This window comes from Streptomyces sp. NPDC002476, assembly GCF_042889785.1.
GTDB lineage: Bacteria > Actinomycetota > Actinomycetes > Streptomycetales > Streptomycetaceae > Streptomyces.
This window is the reverse complement of record NZ_JBIARH010000003.1, coordinates 340415-359763: the sequence shown is the minus strand read 5'-3', so window position 1 is coordinate 359763 and position 19349 is coordinate 340415. Positions and strand designations below refer to the sequence as shown.

At 72.6% G+C, this 19349-nt stretch carries 16 protein-coding genes and 1 pseudogene; 9 read left to right on the top strand and 8 right to left on the bottom strand.

Going from position 1 to position 19349, the window contains the following annotated elements; genetic code table 11:
- Nucleotides 1–29: 29 nt before the first annotated feature.
- The 5 genes from ACFYXM_RS05425 (at nucleotide 30) to ACFYXM_RS05405 (ending at nucleotide 6543) form a co-directional block, all read left to right on the top strand.
- Nucleotides 30–965: a diiron oxygenase gene (locus ACFYXM_RS05425; protein ID WP_389287066.1), complete on the top strand. Its 936-nt coding sequence runs from the start codon at nucleotides 30–32 to the stop codon at nucleotides 963–965.
- Between the two features lie 249 nt (nucleotides 966–1214).
- Nucleotides 1215–1967 carry a TetR/AcrR family transcriptional regulator gene (locus tag ACFYXM_RS05420; RefSeq protein ID WP_389287065.1) on the top strand — a complete coding sequence of 251 codons (753 nt, stop codon included), beginning with the start codon at nucleotides 1215–1217 and terminating at the stop codon, nucleotides 1965–1967.
- Nucleotides 1968–2098: 131 nt separating this feature from the next.
- Nucleotides 2099–2365 (top strand): hypothetical protein, encoded by a 267-nt coding sequence (locus ACFYXM_RS05415; protein WP_389287063.1) that lies wholly within the window; start codon nucleotides 2099–2101, stop codon nucleotides 2363–2365.
- A 146-nt stretch (nucleotides 2366–2511) separates the two neighbouring features.
- Entirely contained in the window at nucleotides 2512–5124 is a 2613-nt protein-coding gene (locus ACFYXM_RS05410; protein ID WP_389287061.1) for a PQQ-binding-like beta-propeller repeat protein, read from the top strand.
- 198 nt (nucleotides 5125–5322) lie between these two features.
- The gene (locus ACFYXM_RS05405; protein ID WP_389287060.1) at nucleotides 5323–6543 is read left to right on the top strand and encodes a C40 family peptidase; all 1221 of its coding nucleotides are present in this window, start codon (nucleotides 5323–5325) and stop codon (nucleotides 6541–6543) included.
- Between the two features lie 173 nt (nucleotides 6544–6716).
- Here the strand turns inward: ACFYXM_RS05405 and ACFYXM_RS05400 are convergent, their stop codons facing one another.
- From ACFYXM_RS05400 to ACFYXM_RS05380, 5 genes are all read right to left on the bottom strand, one after another.
- Nucleotides 6717–7964, bottom strand: coding sequence for a styrene monooxygenase/indole monooxygenase family protein (locus ACFYXM_RS05400; protein WP_389287058.1), 1248 nt, complete (start codon nucleotides 7962–7964; stop codon nucleotides 6717–6719).
- A 66-nt stretch (nucleotides 7965–8030) separates the two neighbouring features.
- Nucleotides 8031–8678, bottom strand: coding sequence for an ATP/GTP-binding protein (locus ACFYXM_RS05395; protein ID WP_389287056.1), 648 nt, complete (start codon nucleotides 8676–8678; stop codon nucleotides 8031–8033).
- A complete protein-coding gene (locus ACFYXM_RS05390) occupies nucleotides 8659–9069 on the bottom strand; it encodes a DUF742 domain-containing protein (protein ID WP_389287054.1) in 411 nt (136 codons plus the stop codon). The genes ACFYXM_RS05395 and ACFYXM_RS05390 overlap by 20 nt, the downstream gene beginning before the upstream one ends.
- A complete protein-coding gene (locus ACFYXM_RS05385; protein WP_073781928.1) occupies nucleotides 9066–9545 on the bottom strand; it encodes a roadblock/LC7 domain-containing protein in 480 nt (159 codons plus the stop codon). Before ACFYXM_RS05385 ends, ACFYXM_RS05390 begins: the two co-directional genes overlap by 4 nt.
- A complete protein-coding gene (locus tag ACFYXM_RS05380) occupies nucleotides 9542–12577 on the bottom strand; it encodes a nitrate- and nitrite sensing domain-containing protein (RefSeq protein ID WP_389287052.1) in 3036 nt (1011 codons plus the stop codon). The genes ACFYXM_RS05385 and ACFYXM_RS05380 overlap by 4 nt, the downstream gene beginning before the upstream one ends.
- 366 nt (nucleotides 12578–12943) lie before the next feature.
- On the opposite strand from ACFYXM_RS05380, the gene ACFYXM_RS05375 reads away from it, so the two are divergent.
- Entirely contained in the window at nucleotides 12944–13729 is a 786-nt protein-coding gene (locus ACFYXM_RS05375) for a hypothetical protein (RefSeq protein WP_389287051.1), read from the top strand.
- Between the two features lie 257 nt (nucleotides 13730–13986).
- On the opposite strand, the gene ACFYXM_RS05370 is transcribed toward ACFYXM_RS05375, so the two are convergent.
- Nucleotides 13987–14484, bottom strand: a complete 498-nt coding sequence (locus ACFYXM_RS05370) for a MarR family winged helix-turn-helix transcriptional regulator (RefSeq protein ID WP_389287049.1) — start codon at nucleotides 14482–14484, stop codon at nucleotides 13987–13989.
- Nucleotides 14485–14712: 228 nt separating this feature from the next.
- Between ACFYXM_RS05370 and ACFYXM_RS05365 the strand changes: the two genes are divergently transcribed.
- On the top strand, nucleotides 14713–15564 hold the full coding sequence (locus ACFYXM_RS05365) for a lysozyme (protein WP_389287047.1): 852 nt from the start codon (nucleotides 14713–14715) through the stop codon (nucleotides 15562–15564).
- Between the two features lie 505 nt (nucleotides 15565–16069).
- Nucleotides 16070–16834 (top strand): polysaccharide deacetylase family protein, encoded by a 765-nt coding sequence (locus tag ACFYXM_RS05360; RefSeq protein WP_389287046.1) that lies wholly within the window; start codon nucleotides 16070–16072, stop codon nucleotides 16832–16834.
- Nucleotides 16835–16959: 125 nt separating this feature from the next.
- Here the strand turns inward: ACFYXM_RS05360 and ACFYXM_RS05355 are convergent.
- Nucleotides 16960–17665, bottom strand: a pseudogene (locus tag ACFYXM_RS05355) (S16 family serine protease); the annotation flags it as partial.
- A gap of 296 nt (nucleotides 17666–17961) precedes the next feature.
- Between ACFYXM_RS05355 and ACFYXM_RS05350 the strand changes: the two are divergent.
- Nucleotides 17962–18162, top strand: a complete 201-nt coding sequence (locus ACFYXM_RS05350; RefSeq protein ID WP_389287044.1) for a hypothetical protein — start codon at nucleotides 17962–17964, stop codon at nucleotides 18160–18162.
- Nucleotides 18163–18235: 73 nt separating this feature from the next.
- Here the strand turns inward: ACFYXM_RS05350 and ACFYXM_RS05345 are convergent, their stop codons facing one another.
- Nucleotides 18236–19192, bottom strand: coding sequence for a rhomboid-like protein (locus tag ACFYXM_RS05345; protein ID WP_389287042.1), 957 nt, complete (start codon nucleotides 19190–19192; stop codon nucleotides 18236–18238).
- Nucleotides 19193–19349: the final 157 nt, after the last annotated feature.

The following is a 19349-nucleotide window of genomic DNA, read 5'->3' as shown; positions in this document are numbered from 1 at the left end:
TTGTCATCCTTGTGAGAGGCACCCCAGCCATGACTCCAGTGACCGAACGTGACGTGCGGCTGCTCCGCGACGCGATCGGCCCGCTCCGGGACCGCGAACAGATCGCCGCGCGCCTCCTCGACTCCTCGGCCAAGCACTCCTTCGATCCGGACAAGGAGCTCGACTGGGGCTCGCCGCCCGAGGACGGCACGTGGCACTGGCCGCCCGAGCTCGTCTCGCTCTACGACACCCCGCTGTGGCGGCGGATGTCCGAGGAGCAGCGGCTCGATCTGTCCCGGCACGAGGCGGCGTCGCTGGCCTCGCTCGGCATCTGGTTCGAGATCATCCTCATGCAGCTGCTGGTCCGGCACATCTACGACCGGCCGGTGACCAGCGACCACGTCCGCTACGCGCTCACCGAGATAGCCGACGAGTGCCGGCACTCGATGATGTTCGGCCGCATGATCAAGTGGAGCGGAGCGCCCGACTACCCCGTACCGCGCGTCCATCACAACCTCGCGCGGGTGCTGAAGACCGTCTCCACCACGCCCGGCTCGTTCGCGGCGACCCTGCTCGGCGAGGAGATCCTCGACTGGATGCAGCGCCTCACCTTCCCGGACGAGCGCGTCCAGCCGCTGGTGCGCGGCGTGACCCGCATCCACGTGGTCGAGGAGGCCCGGCACGTCCGGTACGCGCGCGAGGAACTGCGCCGCCAGATGGTGACCGCCCCGCGCTGGGAACGCGAACTGACCCGGCTCGGCTGCGGCGAGGCGGCCCGCGTCTTCTCCGTCTGCTTCGTCAACCCGCGGGTGTACGAGAACGTCGGCCTGGACCGCCGCGAGGCCGTCGCCCAGGTGAAGGCGAGCCGCCACCGGGCGGAGGTCATGCAGAACGGCGCGAAGCGGCTGACGGACTTCTTCGACGACATCGGGGTGCTGAACGGGGTGGGCCGCAGGCTGTGGAGGAGCTCCGGACTGCTGGCCTGAACGGGGACGGACGCGGCGGGCCCGTCCGGGCCGGAAGGGCCCGGGGCCCACGCCGGTCCGGTCGCGGTCCGGTCACCGTGCGGCAGGGCTCGCTGGTGCCGCGACCGGCAAGGTTTGCCCGGAAGGAGCGTCGACCGGTGTGTGCGGTCGCAAGGCGGCCAAAGGCCCTCGCATGGGGTCTCCCCCGCTCGAACGAAGCGTCGTCGCGCGCCCGCCGGGGATTACGGGACAGCCCTTAGGCTTCCTCGTATGACCTCTGCCGCAGCCCCGCCGAATCGCGCGTACCGAAGGCTCAGCGTCGAGGAACGTCGCTCCCAGCTCCTCGCCGCGGCGCTCACCCTGTTCGCCCACCGGGCGCCCGACGAGGTGTCGCTCGACGAGGTCGCGGTGGTCGCCGGGGTCTCCCGCCCGCTGGTGTACCGCTACTTCCCGGGCGGGCGGCAGCAGTTGTACGAGGCGGCGCTGCGGTCCGCCGCCGAGGAACTGATCCTGTGCTTCAACGAGCCGCCCGCGGGCCCGCCCACGGTACGGGTGCTGCGGGTACTGGACCGGTATCTGGCCTTCGTGGACGAGCACGACACCGGATTCAGCGCGCTGCTGCGGGGCGGCAGCGTCGTCGAGACGTCCCGTACGACGGCGATCGTGGACGAGGTGCGGCGGGCGGCGGCCGAACAGATCCTGCTGCACCTGGGCCGGGGCGACGAGGGACCGGGGCCCGGGCCCCGGCTCCGGATGATGGTGCGCACCTGGATCGCCGCCGTCGAGGCTGCGTCCTTGATCTGGCTGGACGAGGGCAAGCGGCCCGCCGCGTCCGAGCTGCGCGACTGGCTGGTGGACCAGCTGATCGGGATGCTGGCCACGACGGCGGCGACGGATCCGGAGGCCGCGGCGGCGATGGCGGCGCTCCTGTCGCTGGAGGACGAGGCGGGCCCGGCCGGGCGGCTCGCACAGCGGTTGCTCCCGGTCGTCGGCGGAGCGGCCCACCTGCTGCCCGAGCGCTGACCGGCCACTCCCGGCGCATCGGGGCTCCTGGGGGACGGTCGGCCGTTCCCGGTACGTCGGGGCGCGCAGGCATCGCGGCGTCGGCGGCACCGCGGCGTCCCGGGGGCCTGCCGGTGGGTGAGACTGGGAAGGTGCGAAGCGAGAACACACCCTTCACCGGCGGCCCGCTGGACGGGCGGGTCCTGCCCGTCCTGGTCGGCCCGACCGGTCATCCCCCCAAGTGGTACGAGGTCCCGGTGCCGGAGGCCGGCGGAGGTCCCGCCACCGTGCACGCGTACCGCAGGGCGCCGGCCGGTCACACCAAGCGGCTGGGGATCCAACGCGGCTGGAGGTACGAGTACGTCCCCGAGGGGCGGACGCGGCACAGCCCCAAGTGGCCCTGGTCGAAGCCGAACTGAGGGGACGGCCCCGGTCCGGACCGGGGCGGCGGTCCAACGACCTGGGGAGTAAGAGGGAGCGGGCTCCCTCTTACTCCCCAGGTCGTAAGATCGACGCTCTGGTGCCGGGCACGGTCAGCGGTCAGCGGTCAGCAAGGGGGTGCGCCATGGAGGCGCTGCGTCAGGACGATCCACGTCGCATCGGACCGTACGCCTTGCTGGCGCGGCTCCGGGAGACCGCGAGCGCCGTGCAGTACCTCGCGCACGGGACGCCCTTCGGTGGTTCCGAGCCGGCCGGGGACGGCACGGAACCGGCCGTCGTGGTCACCGCCGCCCGCCCCGGACTCGCCGTACTGCCCGCCTTCCGGCGCCGGTTCCAGGCGGAGGCCCGTACGGCGGCGCTGCTGGCCGGGGACGGGGAACGGCCGGGGTCCGATGCCCCCGTCGACGGCACGGACGGCGAACTGCCGTGGACGGCCGCCCCCTATGTGCCCGCCCTGACGCTCGCCGACGCCATCGAGGTCTCGGGCCCGCTCCCCGAACACACCGTACGCATCCTCGGGGCGGGCCTGGCCGGGTCCCTCTCCCGGGTCCACGCCACCGGGGCCGTGCTCCAGGGGCTGGCTCCCCGGACGGTGCTGCTGGCGGAGGACGGCCCCCGGCTCACGGCGTTCGGCCCGCTGGGTGCCGCGGCCGCCGCCGAGGCCCGGCCCGGCGGGCAGTTGTCGGTACGGCTCGGCTACCTCACCCCCGAGCAGGTGGAGGGCGAGGAGCCCGGCCCCGCGTCCGACCTCTTCGTGCTCGGCCTGCTGCTGGCGTACGCGGCGACCGGCACGACCCCGCTCGCCGACGGCCCGGCCGCCGAGGGCGCCGAACGCATCGCCCGCACGGATCCCGAACTCGGCGCGGTCCCCGAGGAGTTGCGCGGCCTGATCGCCCGCTGCCTGGCGAAGGACCCCGCCGACCGGCCCGACGCGGGGACGGTGGCCTCCGAACTGGCCCCGGAGGGATCGACGGACCTGACGAGGGACGGCCGGCTGCCGGAGCGCCTGGTGGCCGCGGTGAGGGAACAGTCGCGTCAGGTACGGGAGTTGAGCGCGACCGGCCACATGCCGGAATCACCGGCCGCCGAACCGGCTCCGGAGGCCGCCCCCGGCCCTGCTCCTGACTCTGCCCCCACTCCCACCCCCGCCGCGGAATCCCCTGTCGCCACGGACACCGGTACCGCGCAGCTCGGGAACATCGCGCGTCGCGTGCCGACGACCGACCGGGCCACCACCCAGCTGTCCGTCCCGCAGGAGCTCACCGGCGCCCCCGCGTTGCCCGCGTCCCCCTCTCCCGCGCAGACGCCCGCACCGGCCGTCGCGCCCGCACCGCCCCTGCCGTCGGCGCCGCTCCCGACCCCCACGGCGTCCCCCGCCTCTCCCGCCTCCGCCGTCCCGCCCGCCTCGCCCGCCCGGCCCGGGGTCGACCGGCGCGGCCTGTTCATCGGGTTCGCGGCCGGTGTCGCGGGACTGGCGGTCGGTGGCGGCGGGGCGTTCGCACTGGCGTCAGACGACGGAGCAACGGACGATCCCGAGCCCGCGCCGAGCCGGAGCCGGGCCGGCGTGGCGGGGCTTCCGCCGCGCCCGCGTTGGGTGTACCGGCATCCGGCGGCCGAGCCGTCCCCGCTCACCGCCACCCTCTGGAACGACCGGCTGCTGGTGCTGACCGGCGAGAACGGGACGACCGCTGTCGACCTGCGCACCGGACGCCGCCTCTGGACGAGCCCGGAGGCCGCCAAGGGCCACACCGTGCTGCCGGCCGGAAAGGACCTCTGCTTCGTCGCCGCCCCGGCGGAATTCCTGTGGCTGTCCGCGAAGGACGGCAAGGTCGTGCACCGGGAGGCCCACGCGGAACGGGTCCCCGGTGCTCCGGACCTCGCGGTCGCGGGGGTCGTGGGCGCGTCCGGGCCCGTGGTCTGGTTCACCGGCTCGCACAAGGTCACCGTCAAGGCCCCGCCCCCGAAGAAGGGCAAGAAGCGCGGCAAGGACCGCCAGGTCGTCAACTCGTACCTGTTCGCCCACGACGTCGTGCGCCGCGCGCAGCTGTGGCGCACCCCGGTGCCGACCGGGCGCGGCCCCGCCGCCCCCACCTACCGGGTGATCGCGGTCCGGGAGGACGACGTCGTCGTACGTCAGACCCCGGCCACGCTCACCCCCGCCGATATCAAGGCGGCCAAGGGGAAGGCCGTCTTCCGGAGCTTCGAGCGGAAGACCGGGAAGCAGCTGTGGGCCAGGGCGATCGGCGCGGTCGCACCGGCCGGCGCGGCCACGGGCGACGAGCAGGGGCTGCTGTACGCGGCGGTCGGCGGCGGCCTCCAGGCGTTCGAGACCCCCACGGGCAAGCCGAAGTGGACGCTCAACGGCACCAGCGGCACCCCGTACGGCACCCCGGTCGTCAGCGGAACGCTGCTGCACATCAGCAACCTCGGCCAGGAGGTGGGCGCGGTCGAGCGGGCGACGGGCCGGCTCCGCTGGCGCCGCTCGACGGAGGCCGTGCCCGGCACCGCCGCACCCGCGGTGACGGTCAGCACGACCGGCAGGACGCTGCTGGCCTCGGACGTCTCCCAGGTCACCGCCTTCGCCGCGCAGGACGGACGGCGGCTGTGGAAGTTCCAGGACATCGGGGCCCCGGAGCCGGACGGTCCGACGGTCACCGCCCCGTACCGCGTGCTGGCCACCGACGGCACCGCGATCGTCCAACGGGACCGGGTCTTCTACGCCTTCCCCGTCGCCTGAAGCCCGTGGCCGAAGAGGTCCGCCGGGAGGCTCGCGGCGCGCCGACGCGTCGGCGCCCATCAGCCGCCCTCCGGGTGAACCGGCATGCCGCCACACCGCACGGGTCCTTGCATCCTCTCGACATCCAGTGACCGTGTTGACCGTTACGCCCACTTACGGGGTGGTTTCGTGATGCACCCCGTGCCCGGAGGTGATGTCATGTCAGGCGGATTCCTGCGTGCGGTGCGCACCGCGGTCCTCTCCACGCTCGTCGTGGCCTCGTCCGCGACCGCGGCCCAGGCGACCCCGGGCCCCGCGGCGGACAGCGCGGAGAGACCGCCCGGCGACCCCGGGACACCGGTTCCGGGGTCGTCGTCCGTCCCGGCGCCGGCGCCGGGACCGGGCCGGGGCGGTGTCGCGCAGCTCCTCACCCAGCTGCAGAAGCTGTACCAGCAGGCCGAGGAGGCCACCGAGGCGTACAACGGCACCGCCGCGGAGCTGAAGAAGCGCGCGGTGCAGGCGAAGAGGCTCGACGCCTCCCTCGCCACCGCGCGGGCCGCCCTGGCCCGGAGCCGCGAGGAGGCGGGGCGGCTGGCCCGGGAGCAGTACCAGGGCCGGTCCGACCTCTCCTCGTACGTGCGGCTGCTGCTGTCCCGCGACCCCGAGCACTTCCTGGACCAGGAGCACGTGCTCCGGCGTATGGCGGCCGGACGGGCGGCGACGGTGAAGCGGCTCACGGCGGCCGAGAAGCGCGCCGACGGACTCGCGGCCGAATCCCGCAAGGTACTGGACCGGCAGAAGATCCTGACCGCGCAGCGGAAGAAGCAGCGGAACACCGTGCGCTCCCGCCTCGAAGCCGTCGAGAAGAAGCTGGCCACGCTGTCGGCCCCACAGGTCGCCGAACTGTCCCGGCTGGAGCGGGAGGGCATGGCGAGGGCCCAGGACGCCCTGGCCTCGTCCGGGGTGCTGTCCTCCACAGGAGCACCGTCCTCGGCGGGCGGCGAGGCGGTGCGGTACGCGATCGAGCAGGTCGGCAAGCCGTACGTGTGGGGTGCGGAGGGCCCCGACTCGTTCGACTGCTCCGGTCTCACCTCGCGGGCGTGGGCGAGGGCGGGCCGGCCCATCCCCCGGACCTCCCAGGAGCAGTGGCGGCAGCTGCACAGGGTGCCGCTGAACGCGCTGCGCCCGGGCGACCTGGTGATCTACTTCCCGAAGGCCACTCATGTGGCGCTGTACATCGGCAACGGCCTGGTGGTGCAGGCCCCCCGGCCCGGCACACGGGTGAAGGTGTCGCCGATGGCGTCCAATCCGCTGCTGGGTGCCGTACGGCCGGACCCGGGCAGCGCGTCGCTGACCGCGTACGCGCCACCGCCACTCCCCCAGGGTGCGACCGCGGGCTCGGACACCGGCTACGGCTCGTCCTCAGCGCCCGCGCAGTAGGCCGAGCGCAACGGCACGGCCCGTAGGGCGTGCTTCGAAAGTCCCGTCCGGCCCACGACGCCCGCCGCGGGCCCCGCCCTTCGGGCGGACGACGGGACTTTCGATACACGCCCTGGGCGACCCGGCCGGGCGCCGTCGGTGATCCGGCGGACGCCCGGCCCGGGCCGTCGCGGTCAGACCGCCGACGCCGCGCCCGACACCTCGGCGATGTACGCGTCGGTCTTCTCCGGGTCGAAGAAGAAGTTCTCGAAGTCCGCCGGGTTGTTGAAGCCGTTGGCGAAGCGGTTGGCGATCGCCTGGAACTCGCCGCCCGCGCCGATCAGCTTCAGCACGTGCTCCGACGGGAAGCCGAGCATCGCGTTGGTCCACTTCACGACGTGCTGCGCGGTCTCCCAGTAACGGTCGAACGTGGCCTGCATCCAGGCCTCGTCGAACGGCCGGTCGCCGTGCTCAAGAATCGAATCCAGGTACGAGTTGGCGCACTTGGAGGCCGAGTTGGCGCCCTGGCCGGTGACCGGGTCGTTGGCGACGACGACATCCGCCACGCCGAGCACCAGGCCGCCGCCGGGCAGCCGGCCGATCGGCTTGCGGACGGTCGGGGCGTAGCGGCCGGCCAGCGTACCGTTGGCGTCGGTCAGTTCGACCTTGGTGGCGCGGGCGTACTCCCACGGCAGGTACCGCTCCATGAGTTCCAGCGTCTTGGCGAGGTGCTCGGAGGGGTCCTTGATGCTCTGGAACACGTCGATCGGGCCGCCGGGGATGCCCTCCCAGAAGAGGATGTCGGCGCGGCCGGACATGGTCAAGGTCGGCATGACGAAGAGTTCACCGACGCCGGGGACCAGGTTGCAGCGGACCGCGTCGAACTCGGGGTGCTCGGGGCGCGGGCCCATGCCGTGGACGTAGGCGACGGACAGGGCGCGCTGCGGGGCGTCGAACGGGGAGCGCGAGGCGTCCCGGGCGAACATGGAGACCAGCTCGCCCTTGCCCGCCGAGACCAGCACCAGGTCGTAGGTGCGGGAGAAGTAGGCCAGGTCGGAGACGGCCGCGCCATGGATGACGAGCTGACCGCCGCGCTGGGCGAACGTCTCCATCCAGCCGGCCATCTTCACGCGCTGGTCGACGGACTGGGCGAAGCCGTCCAGCTTGCCGAGCCAGTCGACGGCGCGCGAGGAGTCGGGGGCGGCGACCGAGAGCCCGAGGCCCTCGATGCGCGGGGCCTGCGACTCCCAGAAGTTGAGCTGGTAGTCGCGCTCGTACTGGAGCGCCGTGTGGAACATGCACTGCGTCGACATGACCCGGCCGGAGCGGATCTCGTCGGCGGTGCGGTTGGACATCAGGGTGACTTCGTACCCCTTGGACTGCAGTCCGAGGGCGAGCTGGAGGCCGGACTGCCCGGCCCCGACTATGAGTATTCTCCGCATCGCGATTCTCCGATGTTCTGCGTGACTGTCGCGCGGAAGGACCGGCCGGTGCGGCCGGCCGTCCCGTCAGGGGGTGGCGTCCAGGGCGTGACCGACGAGGGCGAGCAGCGACTCGACGACGGTGATCCTGTTACGCGCGTCCATGATCACAACAGGCACGTGCGGAGGGATGGTCAGGGCCTCTCGGACGTCCTCCGCCTCGAACTCCGTTGTTCCTTCGAAGTGGTTGACGGCGACGATGTACGGCAGGCCGCAGCTCTCGAAGTAGTCGAGCGCGGGGAAGCAGTCGGCGAGGCGGCGGGTGTCGGCGAGCACGACCGCGCCGATCGCCCCGCGCACCAGGTCGTCCCACATGAACCAGAAGCGCTGCTGGCCCGGGGTGCCGAAGACGTACAGCACGAGGTCGTCGGCGAGCGTGATGCGGCCGAAGTCCATCGCGACGGTCGTCGTGAGCTTGTCGGGCGTCGCGGTGAGGTCGTCGGTGTCCTCACTGGCCTGGGTCATCATCGCTTCGGTCTTCAGCGGGGTGATCTCGGAGACCGCCCCCACGAAGGTGGTCTTGCCCACGCCGAAACCGCCCGCGACCACGATCTTGGTGGCGATGGGTGCCCGGGTGTGGTCCAGCTGCCAGGACTGCGGCGATTCCTCGGCCTGGTCCACGGCACCCGGCCGGCGCGGGGCGAAGATCGACGTCTCAGAGACGGCGGAGTCCATCGAGCACCCTTTCGAGCAGTGCGCGGTCGGGCTGCCCGGCGTCGTGGCCGGTCCCGTACACGCGGATCTTTCCCTGGTCGGCCAGGTCGCTGAGCAGGACCCGGACCACACCGAGCGGCATCTTCAGCAGGGCGGAGATCTCCGCGACCGTACGCATCCGGCGGCAGAGCTCGACGATGGCCTGGAGCTCCGGCATCAGGCGGGGCTGCTTGCCGTTGGTCAGCTCGCGGCGCTCCTCGGGTGCTTCGAGCGCGGCCACGAAGGTCTCGACGAGCAGGACGTGGCCGAAGCGGGTGCGTCCGCCGGTGAGCGAGTACGGGCGGACTCGCGCGGGCTTTCGGTCCGACCCGCGGACCGGGAGCCTGCGGGCGGGTTCGGCGGCGGACGTCACTGGGTGCTCTCCATCGATTTGCGCAGCTCGCTGCGGAGTTCGGGGGTGAGTACGTGTCCGGCCCGGCCGACGAACAGCGCCATGTGATAGGCGATGACGCTCATGTCGCAGTCCGGGGTGGCGTGCACACCGAGCAGCGAGCCGTCGCTGATCGACATGACGAAGACGCTGCCCTCGTCCATGGCGACCATGGTCTGCTTGACCCCGCCACCGTCCATCAGTTTCGCGGCGCCCTGGGTGAGACTGCCGATACCGGAGACGATGGTGGCCAGGTCGGCGCTGGACCCCTTGGGCCCGTCCTGCCGGCCGGTCGCCCGGGCGTTCAGATGGCCGGGGTCGGAGGAGAGCAGCATGAGCCCGTCGGACGACACGACGGTGACCGAGTGGACCCCTGGCACCTCCTCCACCAGATTGCTCAGCAACCAGTGAAGGTTCCGGGCCTCGGTGCTCAGCCCGAATGTGCTGGGCGCAGTCAACTGCGTGCCTCCTCGACTGTGTCCCCCGTCTCATCGGTTCGGTCGGCCGGCCCGCTGTGGTCGGTGTGCGGGGTGCGCCCGGCGGATGCTGCGGTCCCGGGGAACGAACCGGTCGCCGGGGCCGTGGTGAGTTCCGCCTCGATGTCGCGGCGGCCGTCCTTGGCGCCCTGGTGGAAGCCGCCGAGCCGGCGGCGCAGCGCATCCTTGTCCAGGCTGCCCTTGCGCTCGGTGGCCTGCGCCGTGCTGGACTTGACGACCCTCGGGGTGCGCTTGGGCAGCCCCTTGTCCGTGACGGTCTCCTGATGCGGCTGCGGCTGCTCCGGCCGGCGGGGGGCCGGCACGGTCTCGGCGGCGGGTGCCGGTGCGGGCTCCGCGTACGGCTCGGGGGCTCCGTCTGCGGTGCGCTCGTGCCGGTCGGGCCCGATGGCGTACGCGTCCGCGTCCGCGGCACCTGCGGCGTACGGGTCGGCACCGACGCCGTACGGGTCGGTGACGGTGAGATACGGGTCGGGGGCCGTGGCCGCGGGGGCGTCCGTGGCCTCCGGGGCCGCCGGGAGCCGGACCTGCATCGTGATCTCGGACTCGGCCTCGGCCACCTCGGCCACCTCGGCGGCCGGAGCGGGCGCGGGATCCTGCGGGCCGGGGACGGCGGGGGCCTCCGGGGCCGGGGTGCGGTCCGCGGACTGATCTGCGGGGTGGTCCGTGCCGCGTTCGGCGGTGTGGCCGGTGGCATGGTCGGAGTCGGGCGCGGGTTCGGCCGCGAGGATGGCGCGCTCGGCGGCGGCGATCAGCGGGTCTTCTCCCGGCAGGCCGGGCGTGGTGCGTCCGGGCAGCGCGTTGGAGTTGGCCTCGGCGGCCGATCCGGGCAGGTTGAGCCCGGGGCCGTCCCCGGCGACCTTCACCGAGGGCGGCGGGGCGACCGGCGGCGCCTTCGGCAGCAGGGACGTGGGCAGCACGACGACCGCGGTGAGCCCGCTGCCCGTGTGGTCGCGCAGCTGGACCCGTACGCCGTGGCGCGCGGCCAGCAGGGCGGTGACGTGGAGGCCGAGCCCCGCGTCGGACGTCCCCGTGTCGTCCCGCCCCGTCGAGTCGAACAGGGCGGGGTCGGCGAGCCGGGTGTTGAGGTCGGCCATCCGCTCGGCAGACATCCCGATGCCCTCGTCCTGGACGGAGAGCATCACCTCACCGGTCTCCAGCAGCCAGCCGGAGAGCTGGACCTGGGAGTCCGGGGGCGAGAACGAGGTCGCGTTCTCCAGGAGTTCGGCGACGAGGTGGCTGAGGTCGTCGGCGGCGAAACCGGCGATCTGGGCGTGCGGCGGCAGGGACTGGATGGTGACCCGCTCGTACCGCTCGATCTCGGAGACGGCGGCGCGCGCCACGTCCACCAGCGGGATCGGGTTCGCGTGCCCGTGCCCGTGCTCGGCGCCCGCGAGAACCAGCATGTTCTCGCTGTGCCGACGCATGACCGTGGCCATGTGGTCGAGCTTGAAGAGGGTGGACAGCCGCTCCGGGTCGTCCTCGCGCTCCTCCAGGCTCTCGATGACACCGAGCTGACGCTCGACGAGACCGAGCGTGCGCAGCGAGAGGTTGACGAACGTGTGGTCGACGGTGTCCCGCAGCCGCTCCAGCTGGGCGGTCAGATCCGCGGTGAGGGCCTGGAGTTCGGCGCGCTGGCGGGTGAGCGCCTCGCGTCCGGCGATCAGTTCGGACCGTTCGGCCTGGAGGCTCTCGACCCGACCGTCGTGCTCGCCGAGCAGGGCCCGAAGCCTGCCGTGGAGGGCGTTGACGGACTGTACGACCTGGGCGAACTCGTCGTTTCGGCCCTTGTAGCGGATGGGTTCGGCGGTGGCGGGCTCGGCCGCGAGGCGGGCGGCTCCGATCCGCAGGACGGCGAGCGGCTGGGTGAGGGTGCGGGCCACGGCCGTCGAGACACCGACCGCGATCAGCAGACAGCCGCCGAGCAGCGCGATCCTCAGTTCGAGCGCGGTGACGTCGTCGTCACGGAGCTGTTCGAGGCGCCGGACCTGTTCGGTGCCGAGGGCGGACTCGACGCCGCGCATCCGGTCGACCCGGGCGGACAGCGCCTCCTCGACCTTCTTCGCGCTGGTCCGCTGCTCGGACTCGGACAGCTCGGGCCGGTCGGTGAGGGAGTCGAGGTACTTCTCCGCCTTGGAGACCTCGGGCCCGGTGACGGTGGTGGACAGCTTGTCGCGGGCGGCGGAGCCCGCGCTCTGGTCGAAGTCGGCGAGCGAGGCGAGTTCGGCGACCCGGGCCTGCTGGGCGGCGGCGCTCAGTTCGTCACGGGTGCGGTCGTCCTTGCCGCCACCCCCGTCCTGGTTCTGCACGGGCAGGCCGGTGACCGGGTCGAACTGCGGGCTCGTCGCCGCCCGGGGTACGGAGAGCGCGGCGACCAGCAGCCCGCGGGTGGCGGACGCCTGCTCGGTGGCCCGGCCGAGGTCCAGCGGGGCGCGGGTGGCGTCGGCTGCGCGCGGCGGGGTCTTCTCCGCGAGTTCGGCGGCCACGTCCTGGAGCTTGGCGATGATCTCGGAGTACGCCTGGTGGGCCTCCAGCACCGTGCCCTTGCCGCTGAGCACGTCACGGCGCAGGGACGGGATGGTGGCGAGATCGCGGCGCAGCGCGGCGGGGGCGGCCGACCTGATCTCGTCCACCTGCCGGTCGACGCGGGCGCCGGAGTCGCCCTTCTTCTCCCCGGACTTCCCGTCACGGCCGGCCGCGATGCGGGCGACGGCGTCGTCGCGTTCGTCCGCCAGGGCGTGCGCGAGCGCGATCGTCTGCTGGTTCAACTCGGCGAGGGTGACCAGCCGCTGCGACTCGTTCAGGTCGGCGGAGGCGCCGAGGATCGCCGGGGCGCCCGCGGCGATGACAGTGACTCCGACGACCGCGACACCGGCGACCAGCCGGCTGCGCACACGCACGGCTCGTCGGGTGCTCGCACTCTCGGCGGGTGCCGGGGGCGTCGCCCCGGAACCGCTGTTCTTGCCGTCCTTGCTCCGAGGCCGCTTCTTCTGCACCGGTGCTCGCAATCTTGACTCGTCCGCCCTTGAAGCAGAGGTGACGCGCGGTCACGCGTGAGCGAGCGCCCCGACCCCTGGTACGGCTTCTGACCATTCCAGTGCTTTTGAGAAGGGGGCGCGCATCAACCGCTCCGCCATCCGAACGAGTGAACATCACTCCAGAGTTGACGAACAAGTCTCCCCTGGAAGCCCCCCGGCCACACCTGGCCCGTCAGCTGGATCTTCGGTCCAGGCTTTGGCAGGATGTCCGCCCGCACGCGGCACGGAGCCTCCGCTTCCGCTCGGCGCACGCCCCTGACCTGACGATATAGGCCAATTTCGGCCATATGCAGGGGCCGTGAAGACATCATGCAGACTGGCCGCATGCGCATCGAACTCGCCACCGTCGCCGGCTGCGCCGACCGCCCGAACGAGGACTGGGCCGCCACCGCCCTGCCCGCCTCCGGCCGGGGCGGAACACTGGTTCTGCTCGATGGGGTGACCCCACCGCCGGGCGATGACGGCTGCGTTCACTCCGTCCCCTGGTTCACCGCTCGACTGGGCGGTTCACTGCTCGAACTGTCCAGTTCACGACGAGATCTGAGCCTCCAGGAGATCCTGACCGAGTCCATTCGGCGCACGGCCGAGGCCCACGACCTGCCGTGTGACCTTTCTCACGTTCGGACGCCGCAGGCGACGGTCGCCATGGCGCGCTGGGGCGAACAGGAGATCGAGCACTTGGTGCTCTCCGATTCCGTACTATTGTTCGGTTTGTCCGACGGGACCGTACGCCCTCTTGTCGACGACCGCCTGGATCGGCTGCCGCCGGGCTCGCTGGCCGACGCGGCGACCGTGGACGCGCGGCTGCGGAACAAGGAGGGCGGCTTCTTCACCGCCGCGGCCGACCCCTCGGTGGCGGCCCGCGCGGTCACCGGCCGCACCCCGCTCGCCGGCGTACGGACGGTGGCGGCGCTGACCGACGGCGCGGCCCGCTGGACCGGGACGTTCCGCGAGGGCGACTGGGCGGACTGCCTCGCGGTGCTCCGCGAGGAGGGACCGGATGCGCTGATCGGCCGGGTCAGGGCGCTGGAGGACGCGGACACGGATCGCGTGCGTCTGCGCCGCGCCAAGAAGCACGACGACGCGACGGCGGTCTGCGTGACGCTGTGACGGCATGCCGTGCGGGGTCGGGCGGGGCGAGGCATGCCGTGCCAGGCGAGAACGCGCCGGAGTGCGCGTCCCGCACCAGGCGTACGCACCCCACATATCGAGACACGCCCCCGTGCCCGCCCGCACCCGCCGTCCGGCCCTGGGCCGCACACGGGCAGAGCGCCGACGACACACGAGCGGGGGGCCGCGGCGGCGTACGAACGGAGCGCAGGCCGGGGCGACGAGCGAACAGGGCGCAGGCCGGGAGCGGGCCCGGCTCAGTCCTCGGCGCGGGCGTTCAAGTGGTGCAGCAGCCGGGCCAGTTCGGCGACCTCGTCCCGGTCCCAGTCGGCGAGCTTGCGCACGTAGCGGTCACGGCGGGCGTCGCGGACACTGCGGTAGCGGGCCAGCCCCTCCTCGGTGAGGTGGACGAGGGAGGCTCGCCCGTCGGCCGGATCGGGCTCGCGCGCCACCAGTCCGAGGCTCTCCAGGGCGCGCAGTTGACGGCTCACGGTCGCCTTGCCGACGCCGAAGTAGGCCGCGAGGTCGGTGGCCCGCTGCCGCCCGGCGGACTCCAGCCGTACGAGCAGGCCGTAGGCGGCGGACTCCAGTTCGGGATGGACCTCGCGCGCCATCTCGCCGGAGTTGGCGCGTGCCCGGCGCAGGAAGACGGCCAACTCCCGCTCCAGAGCGAGGAATGCGTGGTCCACACCACTTTCACTGGTCGCGCCGCGTTCACTACCGCTTTCGCTCCCGTGCACGTCAACACCCCTCATGAAGCTTTTCCAACGCTGAAAGTTTCTTCCGCCACTGGTCATCGCCGCAGCTCGACCAGTATTTCGCAGGCCTAGACCACCGGCGGCGCCCAGGCCCTCTTCCGAAGCACGGGTCTACGTGCGTAGCGTCACGTCTGGCATGTTCACACCATGGCATGCCGGCAGGGGGTGCACCCGGCTCCCCCTGGATCAGCACGTCCCCCCCACCAACGCCTCGGAGGCAGTCACATGCCGGTGCTCAGATCCGGATCCGGAACGTCCCGCCGCTCGCGCTTCGCCGCCGCGGGGACCCTCCTCGCAGCTCTTTCCCTCCTTCTCACCCTGCCCGGCGCGGCGAGCGCCACGGGCTCCCCCGACGCCGCCGCCCGCAAGCCCGCCCGCGGCACGGCCACGATGGGCATGGGCGTCGCCGCCCACGACGGCCAGGGCGGACTGCCCCGCGACACGCGCGCCGTGCAGACCGAAGGCGTGGACGTCAGCGGCCACCAGGGCAACGTCGACTGGGCGACGCTCTGGAACAGCGGCGTGAAGTGGGCCTACGTCAAGGCCACCGAGGGCACGTACTTCACGAACCCGTCCTTCGCGCAGCAGTACAACGGCTCGTACAACATCGGCATGATCCGGGGCTCGTACCACTTCGCCACCCCGAACACGACGAGCGGGGCCGCGCAGGCCAACTACTTCGTGGACCACGGAGGCGGCTGGTCGCGGGACGGCAAGACCCTGCCCGGCGTGCTCGACATCGAGTGGAACCCGTACGGCGACCAGTGTTACGGGAAGAGCCAGTCGGCCATGGTGTCCTGGATCCGCGACTTCGTGAACACGTACAAGGCGCGCACCGGACGCGACGCGGTCATCTACACCGCGACCAGCTGGTGGAAGACCTGCACCGGCAACAACGCGAGCTTCGGCGCCACCAACCCGCTGTGGGTGGCCCGCTACAACACCACGGTCGGTGAACTCCCGGCCGGCTGGGGCTTCTACACGATGTGGCAGTACACCGAGTCCGGCCCGTACGTGGGCGACCACGACCGCTTCAACGGCGCCTACGACCGTCTGCAGGCCCTCGCGAACGGCTGAGCCGGGCTCCACGCCGCGAGCGAGACCCCACCGCGAGCCGCCGAGACCGCGACCGGCACGGCCCATCGAGCCGCTGAGCCGCGACCGCCGCACCCGTCCTGCGCGCCCGCACACCACACCGTTCCACCCCGGCCGAGCCCCCGGTGACCACCCGTCACCGGGGGCTCGGCCCCTTCCGTCACTTACGACCTGGGGAGCAACAAGGAGCGGGCTCCCGACGCCCTGCGACTCCGCCTCCCGCGTTGTCGTCGGTCACCGACGCCCCTTCCCCGAGCTCTCAGCTGCTTTCGAGCAGGGGAGACCCCATCCGTCTCCCTTCTCCGCCTTGGATTCGAAGCCGCACGACGCCGCTCGCTGATCCACTCCCTATTGCTCCCCAGGTCGTTACCGCCCCCGCCGCCCCTGCCCCTCCCCAAGCCCATACACATGTCGTGTATACACCGTATGTATAGTCCGTTCCGCCGCGCATCGCGCGCCCGGCCGAGCTACGGAGGAGTGACCCGCCTTGTTCTTGAAGACGAAGTCGACCGGTACGGCGTTGGCCGCCGTCCTTGTGACGGCACTCACCCTGACGCTGGCCGGCTGCTCCTCGGACACCACCGCGCCCTCGGACGCGCGCGCCGACGCGGGCTCCGACGCCAAGGGCACCTTCGGGCCGGTGGACTGCCGCAAGGCGAAATGCATAGCCCTGACCTTCGACGCGGGGCCGGGCAAGGACACCCCGCGCCTGCTCGACATCCTCAAGGAGAAGAAGGTGCACGCGACCTTCTTCCTGCTGGGCAAGAACCACGTCAGGAAGTACCCGGACACCGTGCGCAGGCTCGCCGCCGAGGGCCACGAGGTGGCCAACCACACCTGGACGCACGGGATCCTGACGGAGCAGAAGCCGGCCGCCATACGGACCGAGCTGGAGAAGACCCAGAACGCGATAGCGGAGATCACCGGGAAGAAGCCGCGCCTGATGCGCCCGCCGCAGGGCCGCACCGACGAGACCGTCGCGGAGATCAGCAAGGAACTGGGGCTGGCCCAGGTGCTGTGGAGCGCCACCGCCAAGGACTACTCGACGACGGATTCGGCGCTGATCGAGAAGCGCATCCTGGACCAGGCGAGCAAGGACGGCATCATCCTGCTGCACGACATCTACGACGGAACGGTGCCCGCCGTGCCGAGCATCGTCGACACGCTGAAGGAGCGGGGCTACACCTTCGTCACCGTCCCCCAGCTGATGGCCCCCGCCGAGCCGGTCCCGGGGACGGTCTACCGCCCCTGACGGTTGAGCTGCCCCCCAAGTCCCGCCCCGGGGCACGCGGAACGGCCCGCCCACCCGTCGTGCCGGGGAGGCGGGCCGTCCGTACCGGTCGCGTGCGTGGTGCCACGTCCGTCACGCCGTGGCGGCTACGCCGCGGCCGGGATCCTCTCCCCGGGCCTGGCGGCGGAGGCGGGCGCGAGGGCGATCTCCAGCACCTGGCGGACGTCCGTCACCGGGTGGACCTCCAGCGTGTCCAGCACCTCGGCCGGGACGTCGTCCAGGTCGGCCTCGTTCCGCTTGGGGATCACCACGGTGGTGATCCCGGCCCGGTGAGCGGCCAGCAGCTTCTGCTTCAGGCCGCCGATCGGCAGCACCCGCCCGGTCAGCGAGACCTCGCCGGTCATCGCCACGTCCGTGCGGACCAGCCGCCCGGAGAGCAGCGAGGCCAGGGCCGTGGTCATCGTGATGCCCGCGCTCGGGCCGTCCTTGGGGACCGCGCCCGCCGGGAAGTGGATGTGCACGCCGCGGTCCTTGAGGTCCGCGACCGGCAGTTCCAGTTCCGCGCCGTGCGACCGCAGGAAGCTCAGCGCGATCTGCGCGGACTCCTTCATCACGTCGCCGAGCTGACCGGTGAGGGTCAGTCCGGACGCCCCGGTCTCCGGGTCCGCCAGCGACGCCTCGACGAACCCCGTTCAAGACATGCTCGACCGTGCCGATGACACCGGTGCCGGTGTACGTCCCGTCGATCCGGGGCACCAGCAGCACCTCGGGCTTGCCCCCGCTCTCACGGGCCGCGGCCTGAGCGGCCTCCACGGCGGCCCGCACATCGGCGTCGGACAGCTCCAGAGGCACCACCATCCCGGGCAGCACGACCTCGTCGTCGAGCGGCAGCACGGGAAGGACGAGCGAAGTGACCGCGTTGGACTCGGTAGCCATGATCTCCCCTTCGGCAGTCAAGTTGCGCTGCTGAGACTCAATGCTTCTGAGTCCGTCATTGTTCCCCGAGTCCTGTTCGCCGTGAGCGATCAGACGGACGCCGTCCGCCACGGCCGCACCGTCCGGCCGTTCCGCCGCATGCCGCACCGCTTGGCAGCCACCCTTCGCGACCTGAGAGGATCCCGGAACCATACGGATACCGAGGGGGAAGCATGGCTGTTCTGGTACTGGTCGGGGTCCTGGCGCTCGCCGTCGGCGGATGCGTGTGCGTCGTGTGGGCGGACCGCGGCGGACCGCGCTGGGCCCGCGGCGTGGCGCACGTGACGCTCGCCGCGGGCGAGCTGGTGCGCCGCTCCCAGAAGCGCGGGAGCCGGGGCGGGGGCGGGGGCGACAGCGGCGGCGACGGCGACTGAGCAGCGGGCCGGAACTCCCGGACCGCGCTTCCCGCACGCCCGCCCCGGTCCCGGGACCGCGCGCCTCGCACGCTCACCCAGGCCGCCCCGGGACCGCGCGTCCCGCGCGCTCAGCCCGGCCGCCCGCCCCGCTGCCCCCGCTCCCGCCCCCGGTCCGGCGCAGGAGCGGCCAGCAGGCCACGCCCAGCAGCAGTGCCAGCGGGTGTCCCCAGTCGGCCAGGGGGTCGGCGAGCCGGAGGAGATCGTTCAGCAGCATCGCGCCGACCCCGCCGAGCACCAGCGCCCGCAGCCACGGCGTGAGCAGCCCGGCGAGTGCGCCGACGCTCGCCATCAGCCCGAAGCTGATGCCGTAGTCGAGCCGGTGCAGCGAGGACCTCGGCAGGTGTCCGGCCACCACGGACAGCCCGACCGGGATCTCCGTGGCGAGCGTCGCCACGACATGGCCGAGCAGGAACACCCCGGCGGTGCGCCACCCGCCGATGCGGCGTTCCAGGGCGGTCATGACGAGGGCGAAGCCGAAGACGTACGGGGAGGCGAACCCGTCCACGACCCACAGGGCACTGGCGCCCAGCACGAGCAACGGGGTCCGGCCGAGGTGCGCGACGTCCGTGCTCGACGCGCTCAGCAGCTCGTCGACGGTGTGCGGATCGGCGTGCGCCATGAAGAGGGACGTGGCGGCCAGCACCAGCAGGTACCCGAAGGTGAACGGAGTGCCGGTGGGGGTCGGCAGCAGTCGCGCCCACCGGGCCCGGCGCGGCGCGAACGCGACGGACGCGAAGGACGCGACGGACGTCGGCGAACCGGAGACGGAGGAGGACACGGACGCGGGGGCGGTGACAGCGGCGCGAGCGGGCGCGCCGTCCGCCGGTTCCTCGGTACGGCGCTGGCGCGGTAAGCCGTCGAGCAGCGGCGCCGCACCGCGCTCCCCGTCGCTCTCTCCGGCCCCGGCCCGGCTCGTCGCCCCGTGCGTCGCGCCGTCCGTCGCCCCGTGCGCCGCGTGCGGCCCTTCTCCGTTCCGTCCCCGAGACAACGCCGGCAACGTCCCACCCTCCGCGATCGCCCCGTACCGTCATGGCCCGGCCCGCGGACAGGCGTCGCGCCCGGCCCGGCCCGCGGACAACCGGAACACATCCCTCCGACCTGTCCGACAGTGCACGCTACCCCGGACGGGCACGGCGACACCCCGG

Bases quoted from the DNA above. Each gene is read 5' to 3' on its own strand.
- ACFYXM_RS05425 (WP_389287066.1), top strand. From the start codon at position 30: ATGACTCCAGTGACCGAACGTGACGTGCGGCTGCTCCGCGACGCGATC.
- ACFYXM_RS05420 (WP_389287065.1), top strand. From the start codon at position 1,215: ATGACCTCTGCCGCAGCCCCGCCGAATCGCGCGTACCGAAGGCTCAGC.
- ACFYXM_RS05410 (WP_389287061.1), top strand. From the start codon at position 2,512: ATGGAGGCGCTGCGTCAGGACGATCCACGTCGCATCGGACCGTACGCC.
- ACFYXM_RS05405 (WP_389287060.1), top strand. From the start codon at position 5,323: ATGTCAGGCGGATTCCTGCGTGCGGTGCGCACCGCGGTCCTCTCCACG.
- ACFYXM_RS05400 (WP_389287058.1), bottom strand. From the start codon at position 7,964: ATGCGGAGAATACTCATAGTCGGGGCCGGGCAGTCCGGCCTCCAGCTC.
- ACFYXM_RS05395 (WP_389287056.1), bottom strand. From the start codon at position 8,678: ATGGACTCCGCCGTCTCTGAGACGTCGATCTTCGCCCCGCGCCGGCCG.
- ACFYXM_RS05375 (WP_389287051.1), top strand. From the start codon at position 12,944: ATGCGCATCGAACTCGCCACCGTCGCCGGCTGCGCCGACCGCCCGAAC.
- ACFYXM_RS05370 (WP_389287049.1), bottom strand. From the start codon at position 14,484: ATGAGGGGTGTTGACGTGCACGGGAGCGAAAGCGGTAGTGAACGCGGC.
- ACFYXM_RS05365 (WP_389287047.1), top strand. From the start codon at position 14,713: ATGCCGGTGCTCAGATCCGGATCCGGAACGTCCCGCCGCTCGCGCTTC.
- ACFYXM_RS05350 (WP_389287044.1), top strand. From the start codon at position 17,962: ATGGCTGTTCTGGTACTGGTCGGGGTCCTGGCGCTCGCCGTCGGCGGA.